Annotated in this window: 14 protein-coding genes; 10 read left to right on the forward strand and 4 right to left on the reverse strand. The window is 72.6% G+C overall.

Going from position 1 to position 16011, the window contains the following annotated elements; translation table 11 throughout:
- Window positions 1–30 precede the first annotated feature (30 nt).
- The gene (locus tag ACFY04_RS25395) at window positions 31–1290 is read left to right on the forward strand and encodes a cytochrome P450 (protein ID WP_389119836.1); all 1260 of its coding nucleotides are present in this window, start codon (window positions 31–33) and stop codon (window positions 1288–1290) included.
- Here ACFY04_RS25395 and ACFY04_RS25400 read toward each other — a convergent pair.
- The gene (locus tag ACFY04_RS25400) at window positions 1250–1975 is read right to left on the reverse strand and encodes a hypothetical protein (protein ID WP_389119838.1); all 726 of its coding nucleotides are present in this window, start codon (window positions 1973–1975) and stop codon (window positions 1250–1252) included. The two genes, ACFY04_RS25395 and ACFY04_RS25400, sit on opposite strands and share 41 nt — an antisense overlap.
- 101 nt (window positions 1976–2076) lie before the next feature.
- On the opposite strand from ACFY04_RS25400, the gene ggt reads away from it, so the two are divergent.
- Complete coding sequence (ggt, locus tag ACFY04_RS25405) at window positions 2077–3876, forward strand: gamma-glutamyltransferase (protein ID WP_389119840.1); 1800 nt, start codon at window positions 2077–2079, stop codon at window positions 3874–3876.
- 50 nt (window positions 3877–3926) lie between these two features.
- On the opposite strand, the gene map is transcribed toward ggt, so the two are convergent.
- The gene (gene map / locus ACFY04_RS25410) at window positions 3927–4694 is read right to left on the reverse strand and encodes a type I methionyl aminopeptidase (RefSeq protein WP_389119842.1); all 768 of its coding nucleotides are present in this window, start codon (window positions 4692–4694) and stop codon (window positions 3927–3929) included.
- Between the two features lie 64 nt (window positions 4695–4758).
- On the opposite strand from map, the gene ACFY04_RS25415 reads away from it, so the two are divergent.
- From ACFY04_RS25415 to ACFY04_RS25450, 8 genes are all read left to right on the forward strand, one after another.
- Entirely contained in the window at window positions 4759–5010 is a 252-nt protein-coding gene (locus ACFY04_RS25415) for a helix-turn-helix domain-containing protein (RefSeq protein ID WP_373041571.1), read from the forward strand.
- 124 nt (window positions 5011–5134) lie between these two features.
- On the forward strand, window positions 5135–6334 hold the full coding sequence (locus ACFY04_RS25420; RefSeq protein WP_389119844.1) for an alginate lyase family protein: 1200 nt from the start codon (window positions 5135–5137) through the stop codon (window positions 6332–6334).
- A gap of 19 nt (window positions 6335–6353) precedes the next feature.
- The gene (locus ACFY04_RS25425; RefSeq protein ID WP_389119847.1) at window positions 6354–6734 is read left to right on the forward strand and encodes a PPOX class F420-dependent oxidoreductase; all 381 of its coding nucleotides are present in this window, start codon (window positions 6354–6356) and stop codon (window positions 6732–6734) included.
- 45 nt (window positions 6735–6779) lie between these two features.
- Complete coding sequence (locus tag ACFY04_RS25430) at window positions 6780–8270, forward strand: hypothetical protein (protein ID WP_389119849.1); 1491 nt, start codon at window positions 6780–6782, stop codon at window positions 8268–8270.
- A gap of 187 nt (window positions 8271–8457) precedes the next feature.
- On the forward strand, window positions 8458–9300 hold the full coding sequence (locus tag ACFY04_RS25435; protein WP_189740752.1) for a nitrilase-related carbon-nitrogen hydrolase: 843 nt from the start codon (window positions 8458–8460) through the stop codon (window positions 9298–9300).
- Window positions 9297–10592, forward strand: a complete 1296-nt coding sequence (locus ACFY04_RS25440) for an aspartate aminotransferase family protein (protein WP_314252270.1) — start codon at window positions 9297–9299, stop codon at window positions 10590–10592. Before ACFY04_RS25435 ends, ACFY04_RS25440 begins: the two co-directional genes overlap by 4 nt.
- 9 nt (window positions 10593–10601) lie before the next feature.
- Window positions 10602–12002, forward strand: coding sequence for a dihydropyrimidinase (hydA, locus tag ACFY04_RS25445; protein WP_389119851.1), 1401 nt, complete (start codon window positions 10602–10604; stop codon window positions 12000–12002).
- Window positions 12003–12021: 19 nt separating this feature from the next.
- The gene (locus ACFY04_RS25450) at window positions 12022–13023 is read left to right on the forward strand and encodes a TIGR03842 family LLM class F420-dependent oxidoreductase (RefSeq protein ID WP_389119853.1); all 1002 of its coding nucleotides are present in this window, start codon (window positions 12022–12024) and stop codon (window positions 13021–13023) included.
- A 49-nt stretch (window positions 13024–13072) separates the two neighbouring features.
- On the opposite strand, the gene ACFY04_RS25455 is transcribed toward ACFY04_RS25450, so the two are convergent.
- Together ACFY04_RS25455 and ACFY04_RS25460 are read right to left on the reverse strand one after the other, a co-directional pair.
- The gene (locus tag ACFY04_RS25455; RefSeq protein ID WP_389119854.1) at window positions 13073–14494 is read right to left on the reverse strand and encodes an NAD(P)/FAD-dependent oxidoreductase; all 1422 of its coding nucleotides are present in this window, start codon (window positions 14492–14494) and stop codon (window positions 13073–13075) included.
- A gap of 528 nt (window positions 14495–15022) precedes the next feature.
- Window positions 15023–16011: Ig-like domain repeat protein (locus ACFY04_RS25460; protein ID WP_389119856.1), on the reverse strand; the 989-nt coding region annotated here is incomplete at its 5' end.

Genomic DNA, 16011 nt, shown 5'->3' on the forward strand with positions numbered 1-16011 from the left:
TCAGGGCCGCGCACCCGTCACGGTGACCCCATGGATCACGCCGCGGACGTCCCCGACGTCTTCGACCCCCGCATCTACGCCGCCGGCATCCCGCACGAGCGCTACCGGCTGCTGCGCGAGCGGCACCCCGTGGCCTGGCAGGCGGAGCCGGAGATCCAGGGCTGGCCCGCCGGCCCCGGCTTCTGGGCCGTCACCCGGCACGCCGATGTCGTACGGGTCCTGCGCGACCACCGGACGTACTCCTCCTGGCTGGGCGCCACCCAGATCCGCGACCCCGACCCGGCCGACCTGCCCTTCCTGCGCCGCACCATGCTCAACCAGGACCCGCCCGGACACGGCCGGCTGCGGCGGCTGGTGTCCCGCGCCTTCACCCCCGCCCGCGTCGACGCCTTCGCCGGGCGGGTACGGGAGCGCGCCCGCGCCCTGCTCGCCGCCGCCCGCGAGGACGCCGAGGACGGCACCGCCGACCTCGTACGCGCCGTCACCGACGAGTACGCGCTGCTGAACCTCACCGACCTGCTGGGTGTCCCGGCCGCCGACCGGGCCCTGCTACTGGAGTGGACCGTACGGATCATCGGGTACCAGGACCCCGACGACGCCCCGGCGCCGCTCCTCGGCCCGGACGGCACGCCGCTCAACCCGCGCTCCCCGGCCCTGCTCGGCGAGATGTTCGCGTACGCCCGCGAACTGGCCGAACACAAGCGCACCCACCCCGGCGACGACGTGATGACCGCCCTCGCCGAGGCCGGACTCGGCCCGGCCGAACTGGAGATGCTCTTCTTCCTGCTCACCGTCGCGGGCAACGACACCGTACGCAGCGCCGCCCCCGGCGGCCTGCTCGCACTGGCCGGGGCCCCGGACTCCTACCGCCGGCTCGCGGACGGAACCGTCCCGCTCGACCGGGCCGTCGACGAACTCCTGCGCGTCCACCCGCCGGTGCTCAGCTTCCGCCGCACCGCCGCCGCCGACACCGAACTGGCCGGGCGCACCATCCGCGCCGGGGACAAGGTGGTGGTCTTCCACGCCTCCGCCAACCACGACGAGCGCGCCTTCACCGACCCCGGCCGCCTCGACCTGGCGCGGACGCCCAACCCGCACGTCTCCTTCGGGGACGGCCCGCACGTCTGCCTCGGCGCCCACTTCGCCCGGCTCCAGCTGCGCATCCTCTACGAGGAGTGGTGCGCGGCCATGCCAACGCCGGAACTGGCGGGACCGCCGCGCCGACTGGTCTCCAACTTCATCAACGGGATCACACGGCTGCCGGTTCGGGTGTCAGGGCGGCCTGGGTGACATCGGCCGCGAGCTCGGTCACATCGGGGCCGTAGGCATCGGAGTTGACCACCTTCAGCACCAGGCAGAAAGGATCCTTCCCGTACGTGCGGGCCAGCCGCTCGTGGTTGCGGGCCAGGTAGCGTGCGGCGGCCTGGTTGCTGACCGCCGTCTGCCCGGAGAGCAGGAAGACGGGGCGGCCGCCCTGTGCGCCCGTCAGCCTGGCCAGCAGCACGTACTCCACCCGCCCCTTGGCCCACCGGTAGCTCTCGCCGCCCACCTGGATCGCGCCCCGGTCCTCGTGCTCCTGGGTGTCGACGTTCACCCGTACCCCCGGCAGCATCGAGGCCAGGTGCGCCACCGTACGGGCGTTGGACGTCGGGCCGCCGACACAGAACTCGGCGCGGTCGCCGAAGCCCTGACGCGCCTCGTCGTGCGTGACGATCTGGACGTTGGCCCCGCAGTCCTTGATCAGCGCGGAGATCTCCAGCAGCGCGAACGCGTCGTTGCGGTGCACCGACGACTCCTTGCCGCCCATCTGCCGGTTCACCACGAACAGGCACTCGCCGCCGGCCGGCAGTCCGAAGAACCCCTGCTTGCGGCGCAGCGTACGGCGCCACAGATAGGTCCGGGCGAACCAGCCGAACCCGCCGCTGACGGCGGTGGCTATCACCCCGAGCACGATGTTGCGCACGTCGTCGTTCATGCGGCGGATGGTAGCGGCCGGGCCGCCGTCCTGACGCGGGGGGTGAGGTGAAGTTACGCTGCGCGAACCAGACCTGACCGGCCGTCGACCGGAGGAACCGCATGCGTGCTCCCGCCGCACGTCAGCTAGCGCTCGTCGCCCTCGCCGGGGCACTCGTCTCCACCGGGGCCGCGGCCCCGCCCACCACGACCGCCCCGCCGGCCAAGGTGCCGGTCGCCGCCGGCTACGGCGGGGCCGTCGCCAGCGTCGACACCGACGCCACCGCCGCGGGCATCGCCGTCCTGCGCTCCGGCGGCAACGCCGTGGACGCGGCGATCGCCACCGCCGCCGCCCTCGGGGTGACCGAGCCCTACTCGGCGGGCATCGGCGGAGGCGGCTACTTCGTCTACTACGACGCCCGCTCGCACCGGATGCACACCATCGACGGCCGCGAGACCGCCCCCGCCACGGCCACCGAGACGCTGTTCCAGGAGAACGGCCTCCCCATCCCCTTCGCGGAGGGCCAGACCAGCGGTCTCGGTGTCGGCGTGCCCGGCACCCCCGCCACCTGGAAGAGCGCCCTCGACGCCTGGGGCACCCGCCCGCTGGACAAACTGCTGCGGCCCGCCGAGAAGCTGGCCCGCGACGGCTTCACGGTGGACGCCACCTTCCGGGCCCAGACCGAGCTCAACCAGGACCGCTTCAAGGACTTCCCGGACACCTCGAAGCTCTTCCTGCCGGGCGGCGCCCTGCCCGTGGTCGGCTCCACCTTCAAGAACCCCGACCTGGCCGCCACCTACGCCGAACTCGGCCGCAAGGGGACCGGCGCCCTCTACCGCGGGCCCCTCGCCGAGGACATCGTCCGGACCGTCCGCACACCCCCGGTGAGCCCGGCGGCCACCCGCAAGGTCCGCCCCGGCGACCTGACCACCGCCGACCTGCGCGCGTACGCGACCAAACGGCAGGACCCGACCCGGGTGAGCTACCGGGGCCTGGACGTCTACAGCATGGCGCCCTCCTCCTCCGGCGGCACCACCGTCGGCGAGGCGCTGAACATCCTGGAGCGGACCGACCTCTCGAAGCTGTCCGAGACGCAGTACCTGCACCGCTTCATCGAGGCCTCGCGGATCTCCTTCGCCGACCGGGGCCGCTGGGTCGGTGACCCGGCGGCGGTGGACGTGCCCACGCGTGAGCTGCTCTCGCAGCGGTTCGCCGACTCGCGCGGCTGCCTGATCACGCCGGACCGTACGCTGACCAGCCCGCTGGCCCCCGGTGACCCGCGCCACCCGGCGGCCTGCGGCGGCTCCGGCCAGGCCGCCCCGACCACGTACGAGGGGGAGAACACCACGCACCTGACGGCCGCCGACCGCTGGGGCAACGTGGTCTCCTACACCCTGACCATCGAGTCCACCGGCGGTAGCGCGATCACCGTTCCCGGACGCGGCTTCCTGCTCAACAACGAGCTGACCGACTTCTCCTTCGCCCCGGCCGTGCCCGGGGTCCCGGACCCGAACCTGCCCGGCCCCGGCAAGCGGCCGCGCTCCTCCATGTCCCCGACGATCGTGCTGGAGGACGGCCGCCCGGTGCTCGCGGTGGGCTCCCCGGGCGGTGCCACCATCATCACCACCGTGCTGCAGACCCTGACCGGCCACCTGGACCGGGGTCTGCCGCTGGTCGACGCGATCGCCGCGCCGCGGGCCAGCCAGCGCAACCAGACCACCACCGAGCTGGAGCCGGGCCTGTGGAACAGCCCGCTGCGGGCGGAGCTGGAGGCGATCGGCCACAGCTTCCGGCAGAACCCGGAGATCGGCGCCGCCACCGGCGTGCAGCGGCTGCCGGACGGCCGCTGGCTGGCGGCGGCCGAGACCAGCCGCCGGGGCGGCGGCTCGGCGATGGTGGTCCGCCCGCACGGGAAGCCGTAGGGACCGGAGGGCGGTCCGGAGGCGGTCCGGATGCGGTGAGGGAGGGCGGATCAGAGGGCGGTGAGGATCCGTGGACCGTCGGCGGTGATCGCGACCGTGTGCTCCGAGTGGGCGGCGCGGCTGCCGTCGACGGTGCGCAGGGTCCAGCCGTCCGCGTCGCAGGTGTAGTCGTCCGTGCCGCCCGCGATCAGCATCGGCTCGATGGCGAGGACCAGGCCGGGGCGCAGCTTCATGCCGCGTCCCGGCGGGCCCTCGTTGGGCACGCCCGGGTCCTCGTGCATGGTGCGGCCGATGCCGTGGCCGCCGAAGCCGTCCGGCACCCCGTACCCGGCGGCTCGGCAGGTGGCACCGATCGCGTGGGCGATGTCGCCGATCCGGTTGCCGGGCACGGCGGCGGCGATCCCGGCGGCGAGGGCCGCCTCGGAGGTCTCGATCAGCCGGAGGTCGTCGGGCCGGGCCGGGCCCACGGTGAAGCTGACCGCCGCGTCCCCGACCCAGCCGCCGAGCTTCGCCCCGCAGTCGACGCTGACCAGGTCACCGCCGCGCAGCCGGTAGTCGCCGGGGATGCCGTGCACGATCGCGTCGTTCACCGAGACGCACACCACGGCGGGGAAGGGCACGGGCGCGAACGGCGGCCGGTAGCCCAGGAAGGGCGAGGTGGCACCGGCCTCGCGGAGCACCTCGCGGGCCACCCCGTCCAGCTCCCGCAGGGACACCCCCACGTCGGCGGCCTCCCGTACGGCGGCCAGGGCGCGGGCGACCACCCGGCCCGCGGCCCGCATCTCGTCGATCTCTCGGTCAGTCTTCAGTTTCACCATGCCAATAACTATACCGGTATAAGAATAACGGGATAGTTATTGGTGTGCGGGGTAGGATGAGCGCATGGTCCGTACCCCCCTCACCCCCGAAGAGCGCGAGCGCGGCGAGCGGCTCGGCGTCCTGCTTCGCGAGGCCCGCGGCGGCCGGAGCATGGTCGAGGTCGCGGCCGGCGCCGGGCTCTCCGCCGAGACCCTGCGCAAGATCGAGACCGGCCGGGCACCCACCCCCGCCTTCTTCACGGTCGCCGCCCTCGCCGCGGCGCTCGGCCTCTCCCTGGACGACCTGCTGCGCCGCTGCGCCGTCGTCCCCGCCTAGTTTCCGCCCGGGGCGCGTCCGGGCCTGCCGTCCGGGCCTGCCGTTCGGGCGGGCCCGGCGGCCAGACGGCCCAATCGGCGGTGGGAGGTCCGGAGCGCGGGGCAAGCGTGAAGGCGTGTCAGCCATGAACGCATCCAAGCGAGTCGGTTTCGCAGTCGTCGGCGCCCTCCTCGCGGGCGGCCTGCTGCTCGCGGCGTGTGCCGCCCCCGAAGGCCGCCCCCGCGCGGGCGACGTGGTCTTCCGCCACCCCGGCGTCGTCGTCAGCCACGGCCAGCTCCGGCAGGCGAAGCAGATGGTCGCGGCCGGCAAGGAACCCTGGCTCTCCGCGTACCGGGCACTCCTGGGCAGCCGCTACGCCTCCCTCGACTACACCCCGCACCCGGCCGACGTGGTGCCCTGCCCCTTCGACAGCGGACCCCGGTCCTGTCTCGACGAACGGCAGGACGCGATCGCCGCCTACACCCACGCCCTGCTGTGGTCGGTGAACGGCAGGACCGCCCACGCGCGCAAGGCCGTACAGATCATGGACGCCTGGTCGGCCGTGATGAAGAAGCACCGCGAGGACAACGCCGGACTCCAGGCCGCCTGGTCCGGATCCAGCTGGGCGCGGGCCGCCGAGATCGTGCACGCCGACTACCCGAACTGGGAGGAGCCCCGGGTCACCCGGTTCAAGGAGATGCTGCGCAAGGCCTACCTGCCGGCCGTCCGCGCCCAGGTGCCCGCCTACAACGGCAACTGGGAACTGGCCATGACCGACGCCGCCGTCTCCATCGCCGTCTTCCTGGAGGACCAGGTGATCTTCCGGGAGTCCCTGGAGCGGTTCCGGGCGCGCGTGCCGGCGTACTTCTACCTCCGGATGGACGGCCCGCGCCCGATGGCCCCGCCGTACACCGCCATCGAGACGGCCGACCAGGTCAAGGCGTACTGGTTCGACCAGGGCACCTACGTCGACGGCATCGCCCAGGAGACCTGCCGCAACCTGATGCACGTCGGCTACGCGCTCGCCGCGTCCGCACACATCGCCGAGACCGCCTGGCACCAGGGCGTCGACCTGTACGGCGAGCAGTCCGCCCGGCTGCGCACCGCGCTGGAGTTCCACGCGAAGTACCAGCTCGGGGCCGAGGCACCGCCGTGGCTGTGCGGGGGCAAGGTGGAGCGGACCATGGGGCCCGACCTGGAGGTGGCCCTGCACCACTACGAGACGCGGACCGGCGCGAAGCTCCCGTACACCCGCGCCCTGGTCGAGAAGACGCGGCCGGCCGGGACGGACGAGCTGTTCGTGGCCTGGGAAACGGTTAGCCACGGAGAGACCCCGCCCGCCTGACAGCCCTTAGGGTGCGGTCATGGATCTCGAAGGGCTCGGCAGGGCGCGGTACGTCAGTCTCACCACCTTCCGCAAGGACGGCACGCCCGTGGCGACACCGGTGTGGGCGGTCGCCGACGGGGGTGAGCTGTACGTGTGGACGCGCAGCGATTCGTGGAAGGTCAAGCGGATCCGCAACAACGGGCGGGTCACCGTCACCGCCTGCGACATGCGCGGGCGCGTCGAGGAAGGGGCGCAGGCGCGGGAGGGTGAGGCCCGGCTGCTCGACGAGGCGGGGCTGCGGCGGGTGCGGAAGCTGATGTCGCGCAAGTACGGCTGGCAGTTCTGGTTGGTGGACGTGCCCGCCGCCCTGGCGCGCCGGGGCAAGCGTCCGCACACCGCGATCGCCGTCAAGCTTTGAGACTCCCGTAGCCCGCCCGTAACACAGGTGGGATCCAATGCGGTCATGGAGACCGCGACTTCGCTGGCGATCAGTCAACTCTCGGGGTACTTGCGGGGATTGACGCAGAGGCTGGATCCCGGGGCAGGCTGGTACGGGGAGTTCCTGCGCCGGGATCCGGAGGGGATGAAGGCCTGTCTCGACGGGGCGGCGATGCCCCCGTGGGATGTGGTGGAATCGCTGCTGCGGGACCTGGCCGGGGCGCGGGGGGCGGAGTTCGCGGCGCGGGAGACCGTATACGCGGCCCAGCTGCGGGCGGCGGCCGTCGCCGTGTGGGACCGGCTGCCGGGCGGCGAGGGGGAGCTGCGGACCCTGATCGCGGCGGCGGTGGCGCAGCGGGCCGATGCGCAGACGGCCCTGCGGAGCCTGACGGTACGGCTCGGCAGGGCCGCCGACCGGGCCGAGACGGACGCCCTCACCCGGGAACTCTCCTGGGCCCAGGACGACGTGGCCCGCGCGATGGCCCGCCATGAAGATCTGGCTGCCCGCCTGCGGGCCCTGCGGGCGGGCCCCGACGGGCTGTGGCCGGCGCGGCCCGAGGCTGCGGAGTGGCTGCCCGGGGTGCCCCGGCAGCGGGAGGCGCGCATCGAACCGGGCGCCGGGCCGGGCATCGAACCGGGCATCGAACCGCGCGCCGAACCGGGCGCCGCGCCGCAAGCGGCCGACGCCGAGGAGCCCCCCGCGCGGGCCGAGGCGCCGGTCGGCCGGGCCGAGGGGCGGTGGCTGCGCGGTGCGCGGCGGGCCGGCGGCGCCCGGTACGCGGGCTCGGCGGCCCCCGCGGCCCCGGCCTTCACCCCGCCGCCGGGACACCCCGGCGGGGACGGTACGCCGGGGTCCGGTCCCGGCCCCGTGCTCCCCGCACCGCGCGGAGCGCGCTTCGGCATCCCGGACGCCCCCGCACCCGAGGCCCCTGGCGGCGCCGAGGCCGCGCCACGCCCCGCACCGCATCCCGAGCACCGGGCAGGGCCTTCGGCGGGCGTCCCCGGAGCCGTCGCCGCCGCCCTCCTCGCCCTGCGCGCCCAGGGCCGCAGTGGTGAGGCGCACGTCCTGCTGTGCGAGGCCGCGGCCCGGCCCGCCGAGCAGCTGCCCGCACTCGCCGCCGAGCTGACCCGGGCCGGGCTGGCGGCCGACTGGGCCACCCTGCTGTGGGAGGCGGCCTCGCTCCCTCCCGAGCGGCTCGCGGCGGCCGCCGCCGCCCTCGGCGCCGCCGGCCGGGAGGGCGATTCCGATGCCCTGCTGCGCCAGGGCGCCGCCCGCCCCGCCGCCGAGGTCGCGGACGCGGCGCTCGCCCTCGGCGGGGCCGGCCGGATCCGTGAGGCCGACGCACTGCTCGGCGCCTTCGTCCGGGTGCGCACCGCCGAGGAGGCGGCGGGCCTGGCCCGGCACGACCCGCAGTGGTTCGCCCCGCGACTGCTCCGGGCGGCCCGGGCGCTGCCCGGGCCCCAGCACCGCGACCTGGTCCACGCCCTGCGGGTGGCGGGCATCGCAGGCGCGTAGGGGGGTCTTGGGGCGCTTAACCCGCCCGTCTCGTGACCGTATTCGACCGCGGGGCGACGTAACGTGATCGACTACTCCAACCGCGCACGGCGGTCTTGCCCCACGCTGTGACGAGGCCTACGTTCTACTCCTTACGCACACCGTCTACGTGCGTAGAACTCGGCGTTCCCGTCGCGAGGAGCAGCTCATGGCCCAAGTCGTCCGCGCCGCGCTGGTCCAGGCCACCTGGACCGGAGACACCGAGTCGATGATCGCCAAACACGAGGAGCACGCCCGCCGGGCAGCCGCCCAGGGCGCGCAGATCATCGGCTTCCAAGAAGTCTTCAACGCCCCCTACTTCTGTCAGGTCCAGGAGCCCGAGCACTACGGCTGGGCCGAGGCCGTCCCCGACGGCCCGACCGTACGCCGGATGCAGGACCTCGCCCGCGAGACCGGCATGGTGATCGTCGTACCGGTCTTCGAGCTGGAGAGCGAGGGCTTCTACTACAACACCGCCGCCGTCATCGACGCCGACGGCAGCTACCTGGGCAAGTACCGCAAGCACCACATCCCCCAGGTCAAAGGCTTCTGGGAGAAGTACTACTTCCGTCCGGGCAACCTCGGCTGGCCCGTCTTCGACACCGCCGTCGGCCGGATCGGCGTCTACATCTGCTACGACCGCCACTTCCCCGAGGGATGGCGCCAACTGGGCCTGGCCGGAGCCCAGCTGGTCTACAACCCCTCCGCCACCTCCCGAGGCCTCTCCGCGTACCTGTGGCAGCTGGAGCAGCCCGCCTCCGCCGTCGCCAACGAGTACTTCGTCGCCGCCATCAACCGCGTCGGCCAGGAGGAGTACGGCGACAACGACTTCTACGGCACCAGCTACTTCGTCGACCCGCGCGGTCAGTTCGTCGGGGAGGTCGCCAGCGACAAGGACGAGGAACTCGTCGTCCGCGACCTCGACTTCGACCTGATCAAGGAGGTCCGCGACCAGTGGGCCTTCTACCGCGACCGCCGTCCCGACGCCTACGGAGGGCTCGTACAGCCGTGACCAACCCGACCCCGCTCTTCAGCCGCCACCGCACCGTCCTGCCCGACTGGCTCGCGCTCTACTACAAGCACCCCATCGAGCTCACCCACGGCGAGGGCCGCCACGTCTGGGACGCCGACGGCAACCGCTACCTCGACTTCTTCGGCGGCATCCTCACCACGATGACCGCCCACGCCCTGCCCGAGGTCACCAAGGCCGTGTCCGAGCAGGCCGGACGGATCATCCACTCCTCCACCCTGTACCTCAACCGGCCGATGATCGAGCTGGCCGAGCGGGTCGCCGCCCTCTCCGGCATCCCCGACGCCCGGGTCTTCTTCACCACCTCCGGCACCGAGGCCAACGACACCGCCCTGCTGCTCGCCACGACGTACCGCCGCTCCAACCAGATCCTGGCGATGCGCAACAGCTACCACGGCCGGTCCTTCTCCACCGTCTCGATCACCGGCAACCGCGGCTGGTCCCCGACCAGCCTCTCGCCGCTGCAGACGTACTACGTCCAGGGCGCGGTCCGCACCCGCGGCCCCCTCGCCCACCTGGACGACGCCGCCTTCACGGCCGCCGCCGTCGAGGACCTGGAGGACGTACTCGGCCAGGCCCGCGGGGGAGTGGCCGCCCTCATCGCCGAACCCATCCAGGGCGTCGGCGGCTTCACCTCCCCGCCCGACGGCCTGTACGGCGCCTTCCGCGAGGTCCTGGACCGCCACGGCATCCTGTGGATCAGCGACGAGGTGCAGACCGGCTGGGGCCGCACCGGCGACAACTTCTGGGGCTGGCAGGCACACGCCCAGAACGGCCCGCCGGACATCCTCACCTTCGCCAAGGGCATCGGCAACGGCATGTCCATCGGCGGGGTCGTGGCCCGCGCCGAGGTGATGAACTGCCTGGACTCCAACTCCATCTCCACCTTCGGCGGCTCCCCGGTCACCATGGCGGCCGGCGTCGCCAACCTCGCGTACCTGCTGGAGCACGACCTCCAGGGCAACGCCCGCCGCGTCGGCGGCCTGCTCCTGGAGCGGCTGCGCGGCATCGCCGCCACCGTGCCCGCCGTACGGGAGATCCGGGGCCGGGGCCTGATGGCCGGCCTCGAACTCACGAAGCCGGGCACCGACGAGGCCGACCCGGACGCGGCCGCCGCCGTCCTGGAGGCGGCCCGCGAAGGCGGCCTGCTGCTCGGCAAGGGCGGCGGGTACAACACCAGCGTGCTGCGCATCGCGCCGCCGCTCTCCCTCACCGTCGCCGAGGCGGAAGAGGGCGCCGAGATCCTCGAACAGGCATTGCGCAGCATCCAGTAGGGGGATCACATGAGCATCCGCACCCTGATCCGCGGCGGCCTCGTCGTCACCGCCTCCGACGAAGTGCACGCGGACGTCCTGATCGAGGACGGCCGCGTGGCGGCGCTGGCCGCACACGGCTCGGCGGCCGCCGGGGCCTGGACGGCCGACCGCACGATCGACGCGACCGGGAAGTACGTGATCCCCGGCGGGGTCGACGCGCACACCCACATGGAACTTCCCTTCGGAGGCACCTCGGCCTCCGACACCTTTGAGACCGGGACCAGAGCCGCCGCCTGGGGCGGCACCACCACCATCGTCGACTTCGCCGTGCAGAGCGTGGGCCACTCCCTGCGCGAGGGACTCGACAGGTGGTACGCCAAGGCCGACGGCAACTGCGCCGTCGACTACGCCTTCCACATGATCCTCTCGGACGTCAACGAGAGAACGCTCAAGGAGATGGACCACCTAGTCGGCGAGGGGGTCACCTCCTTCAAGCTGTTCATGGCCTACCCCGGCGTCTTCTACAGCGACGACGGGCAGATCCTGCGCGCCATGCAGCGCGGCGCCGCCAACGGCGGGCTGATCATGATGCACGCCGAGAACGGCATCGCGATCGACGTCCTCGTCGAACAGGCCCTCGCGCGCGGCGAGACCGACCCCCGTCACCACGGTGAGGTCCGCAAGGTGCTGCTCGAAGCCGAGGCCACGCACCGCGCGATTCAGCTGGCGCGCGTCGCGGGCGCCCCGCTGTACGTGGTCCACGTCTCGGCGGAGGAAGCGGTGGCAGAGCTCGCCGCCGCCCGCGACAAGGGCCTCCCGGTCTTCGGGGAGACCTGTCCGCAGTACCTCTTCCTGTCCACCGACAACCTGGAGGAGCCCGACTTCCAGGGCGCCAAATACGTCTGCTCCACACCGCTGCGGCCGAAGGAACACCAGGCGGCACTGTGGCGGGGCCTGCGGACCAACGACCTCCAGGTGGTCTCCACCGACCACTGCCCCTTCTGCTTCCGCGGCCAGAAAGAACTGGGCCGCGGGGACTTCTCGAAGATCCCCAACGGGCTGCCGGGCGTGGAGAACCGTATGGACCTCCTCCACCAGGCCGTCCTGGACGGCCACATCAGCCGCCGCCGCTGGATCGAGATCGCCTGCGCGAGCCCGGCCCGGATGTTCGGCCTCTACCCGCAGAAGGGCACCATCGCGCCGGGCTCCGACGCCGACATCGTGCTCTACGATCCGCACGCCGAGCAGGTCATCTCCGCCGAGACCCACCACATGAACGTGGACTACTCGGCGTACGAGGGCAGGCGGATCACCGGACGCGTCGACACCGTGCTCTCGCGCGGCGAACTCGTCATCGACCAGCGCGAATTCACCGGCCGGGCCGGCCACGGGGCCTTCGTCCCCCGCTCCACCTGCCAGTACCTGTAAAGCGTCAAGGAGCCGCCCCATGGACTTCGGCCTCGTCCTGCAGACCGACCCGCCCGCCTCCCAGGTCATCAGCCTCATGAAGCGCGCCGAGCGCAACGGCTTCCGCTACGGCTGGACCTTCGACTCCGCCGTGCTGTGGCAGGAGCCGTTCGTCATCTACAGCCAGATCCTGGAACACACCCGCAAGCTGCACATCGGCCCCATGGTCACCAACCCCGGCACCCGTACCTGGGAGGTGACCGCCTCCACCTTCGCCACCCTCAACGACATGTTCGGCAACCGCACCGTCTGCGGGATCGGGCGCGGGGACTCGGCGATGCGCGTCGCCGGGCGCAAGCCCAACACCCTGGCCCGCCTGGGCGAGGCCATCGACGTCATCCGGGACCTGGCCGAGGGCCGTGAGGCCCTGGTGGACGGCAACCCGGTCCGCCTGCCGTGGGTCCGCGACGGGAAACTCCCCGTCTGGATGGCGGCGTACGGGCCCAAGGCCCTGGCCCTGGCGGGGGAGAAGGCCGACGGCTTCATCCTCCAGCTCGCCGACCTCTACCTCACCGAGTGGATGGTCAAGTCGGTCCGCGAGGCCGCCGTCGCGGCCGGCCGCGACCCGGCGGACATCACCATCTGCGTGGCGGCGCCCGCGTACGTGAGCGACGACCTCGCGCACGCCCGCGACCAGTGCCGCTGGTTCGGGGGCATGGTCGGCAACCACGTCGCGGACCTCGTCGGCCGCTACGGCGAGCACTCCTCGATGGTCCCCGACGAGCTCACCGAGTACATCAAGGCCCGCCAGGGCTACGACTACAGCCACCACGGCCGGGCCGGGAACCCGTCCACCGACTTCGTCCCCGACGAGATCGTCGACCGCTTCTGCCTGCTGGGCCCGGCCGAGGCACACATCGAGAAGCTGCGGGCCCTGCGCGACCTGGGCGTCGACCAGTTCGCCGTCTACGACATGCACGACGCGCGGGAGGCCACGATCGACGCCTACGGGCAGCACATCATCCCGGTGCTGCGCGACTGACCCACCTCGCCCGCCCGGCGGGCCGCCTCCGCGAGGGAGGCGGCCCGCATCAGGTCCGTGAGGTCCTTCGGTGGGACAGGCCGTTCAGGAGGTCACGTTCAGCCGAGTTGAACTGAGGGCTGTCCAGCTGAGGACGCAAGGGGCCGATCAGGGCGGCCAGCAGCACACCGGGTCTGACGAGGGACGTGGGCGGGGCCTGGAGAGCCAGGACATCGGTCAGTGCCGTGGCGGCACGGAACGATCCGGTTGCTGTGCGGGACAGGCGGCTGACGTAGCGACGCAGGAGCCGATCGGCGAGCTTCGGGCGCTTGCCCTGGGTGGTGGTGAAGTGGATGTCCTGACCGGTGGAAAGGGCCCAGGCAGCGTTGACGGGCCGGGCGATGGCGCGCTGCGCGCGGTGGGCCAGGTCGCCGGTCGAGCCGGTCGCGAGCAGGTCGCGCAGGGCGAGGGCGCCCAGCGCTGCCACCGACATCCCCTGCGCATAGACAGGGTTGAAGGTGGCAACGGAATCCCCTAGTGCCACCAGGCCATCGGGCCGCGCGCCGAGCCGTTCGTAGTAGTAGCGCCGGTTCGCGGTGCTGTGGGTGACGCTGACGTCGCTGAGCGGTTCGGCGTGCTTCAGCAGGTCGGCCATGATGGGATGGCGCAGCGTACGGGCAAAGGACTCGAAGTCCTCTGCGGCACGAGTGGGCTCTCCACCAGGGGCTCCCATCAGGCTGACGTGCCAGCGGTCGCCGTCGATCGGCAGAATGCCGCCGGCCTTGGCAGGCCGGCGCAGACGCGGGTCGGCCTGCACTCCGACGACCGGCCAGCCGCGCGTGGGGACGGGGGCCCGGTAGAGGCGGCTCGCATAGACCATGCCGGAGTCGAGACGCTCCTCGGCGAGGCCGGTGAGTCCGAGCTGGGCAAGCCACCGGGGCAGGCGGGAGGCCCGGCCGGAGGCGTCGATGACCAGGTCGGCGCGCAGGTCCGATTCCATGCCGTCGGCATCACGCAGTCGTACGCCCCTGACGGCATGGCGGTCGCCGAGCAGTCCGACGGCCCTGGTGCGCGTACGCACTGTGACCCGCGGGTCTTTGAGGACCTCTTTCCGGACCACGAGGTCCGTCAAGTCCCGGCTCGCGGTGATCACGTAGTGGGTGGCGCGCTGCCAGCGGCGGTACCACCCCTCGGGAGAGTAGATCACCATGTCGGTCGTCACCGGTATGCGGTGAGCGCCCGCGGCCATCAACAGGTCGATGCTGCCCGGTAGCAGGGCGTTGATCGCCTCTGCGCCGCCGACTTGCAGCCAGTGGATGTGGGCGGCTTGGGGAACTCCGGTGCGCGGTCCGGGCCCTGCGGGTAGATCGTGGGCCTCGAGGATCTCAACGGAATCGACGTGGTCCTTGACCGCTGCTGCCGCGAGCATGCCGGCAAGGCTCCCCCCGACGATGACGACACGTTGGGGGCCACGGCTCGTGGCTTCACTCATGACGGGCTGCCTTCTACGGGGGCGCGGTCGTACTCATGGACGTTTGGACTACGGGCGAAGCGAGCGCCAGGAACAGGGGAACCAGGTTTCGGGCGCGCAACTCGGGTAGGGACGTGGCCTCTTGCCGGCGCCCGGGGTCCGTCCGCCGCCGTTCGCTGGCGACCAGGATCATGGTCGCATCCGACGCGACCGCGGGGGAGGGTTCGTCGCCACCGGTGCGGAGCACCGAGCGGTACGCCGTCCCGCGGACGACGGGGGCGAAGTACGGCGGTGAGGAGCACGGTCGGCGATCGTACCGATTCGGCCTCGGTCCGAGCGCGGACGCCGACCAGCCCCACGGGCAGATCTGCCGGAGCCCGGCGGCCCGCAGCGGACCGGGGCGACGCCGAACCCTCGTCGGCGCCGCCCCGGCCCATTGCCAAGCACCACGTGTGTCTTCACGGTCGCCGCTGACCGGGGCGGCGGCCACCGCCCCGGTCAGCCGGCCCGCCCCGGCCCGTGGCTCCCGGAGCGGTGACCGGTGTTCGGTCAGGGAAGGAGCGGGAAGAGGACGAGTGTCAGCGGCGCCGTCACGGAGGAAGCGGCGTAGCAACTCGTCCCCGCGAAGGACGCGGTGTAGCTCGTCGCCGTGATCACCGTGCTGGGAACCGGCAGCATCGGCGGGGCCAGTGTCGCCACCCCGCTGGCGTTGGTGAGCGCGGTCCCGAGGACGATGGGTCCGAGCGTCGTGTTCGCCCTGAAGGTGACCAGTTGTCCCGGGAGCGGAGCGGCGCTGGAGGTGACCTTGAGCGTGGCGCTCATCGACGGGATGACGAACGTGCCGTTCGTCCGCAGGCGGATCTGCGCCGGGGCCGCCGTCAGCGTCGTGGGAGCCGGGTTCACGGTCAGGTTGGCCGCCATTGCGGAGGGACTGTGGCAGGTGCCGCCGTTGTAGACGGCGGTCACCGTGCCGCTGGCGCCCGCGGTGGTGGTGACGCAGGCCGTGCCGCCGGCGTTGAGCGCCACGGTCTGGCTGAAGCCGCCGGGGCCGGTGAAGGTGACCGTCCCGGTGGGCGTGCCGCTGCCCGGCGCGACGGTCGTGACCGTGGCGCAGAACGTCACCGGGCGGCCGCAGATCACGGGGTTGGGGGTGATGGTGAGCGCGGTCGTGGTCTGGGCGTTGTTCACGGTCACGCCCGTCGTGCCGTTCGACGGCTTGAAGCACCCGTCGCCGTTGTAGGTGGCCGTGACCGTGCCGCTGGTGAGGCTGCTGGTGGTGACGCATGCCGTGCCGCCTGCGTTCAGGGGTACGGTCGTGTTCAGTCCGCCGGGGCCGGTGAAGGTGACGGTTCCGGTGGGGGTGCCGCTGCCGGGTGCGACTGCGGTGACGGTGGCGCAGACCGTCACGGACTGGCCGCATACCGACGGGTTGGGGGTCACCGATGCGGTGGTGGTGCTGGCCGCCTGGTTGACGGTCACCGGTGCGGTGCCGGTCGATGAGGAGAAGCATCCGTCCCCGTTGTAGACGGCCGTGACCG

Origin of the sequence: Streptomyces sp. NPDC001549 (assembly GCF_042894025.1) — a bacterium.
Taxonomy (GTDB): Bacteria; Actinomycetota; Actinomycetes; order Streptomycetales; family Streptomycetaceae; genus Streptomyces; species Streptomyces kutzneri.

Bases quoted from the DNA above. Each gene is read 5' to 3' on its own strand.
- hydA (WP_389119851.1), top strand. From the start codon at position 10,602: ATGAGCATCCGCACCCTGATCCGCGGCGGCCTCGTCGTCACCGCCTCC.
- ggt (WP_389119840.1), top strand. From the start codon at position 2,077: ATGCGTGCTCCCGCCGCACGTCAGCTAGCGCTCGTCGCCCTCGCCGGG.
- ACFY04_RS25420 (WP_389119844.1), top strand. From the start codon at position 5,135: ATGAACGCATCCAAGCGAGTCGGTTTCGCAGTCGTCGGCGCCCTCCTC.
- ACFY04_RS25395 (WP_389119836.1), top strand. From the start codon at position 31: ATGGATCACGCCGCGGACGTCCCCGACGTCTTCGACCCCCGCATCTAC.
- ACFY04_RS25415 (WP_373041571.1), top strand. From the start codon at position 4,759: ATGGTCCGTACCCCCCTCACCCCCGAAGAGCGCGAGCGCGGCGAGCGG.
- ACFY04_RS25400 (WP_389119838.1), bottom strand. From the start codon at position 1,975: ATGAACGACGACGTGCGCAACATCGTGCTCGGGGTGATAGCCACCGCC.
- map (WP_389119842.1), bottom strand. From the start codon at position 4,694: ATGGTGAAACTGAAGACTGACCGAGAGATCGACGAGATGCGGGCCGCG.
- ACFY04_RS25455 (WP_389119854.1), bottom strand. From the start codon at position 14,494: ATGAGTGAAGCCACGAGCCGTGGCCCCCAACGTGTCGTCATCGTCGGG.
- ACFY04_RS25435 (WP_189740752.1), top strand. From the start codon at position 8,458: ATGGCCCAAGTCGTCCGCGCCGCGCTGGTCCAGGCCACCTGGACCGGA.
- ACFY04_RS25450 (WP_389119853.1), top strand. From the start codon at position 12,022: ATGGACTTCGGCCTCGTCCTGCAGACCGACCCGCCCGCCTCCCAGGTC.
- ACFY04_RS25425 (WP_389119847.1), top strand. From the start codon at position 6,354: ATGGATCTCGAAGGGCTCGGCAGGGCGCGGTACGTCAGTCTCACCACC.
- ACFY04_RS25430 (WP_389119849.1), top strand. From the start codon at position 6,780: ATGGAGACCGCGACTTCGCTGGCGATCAGTCAACTCTCGGGGTACTTG.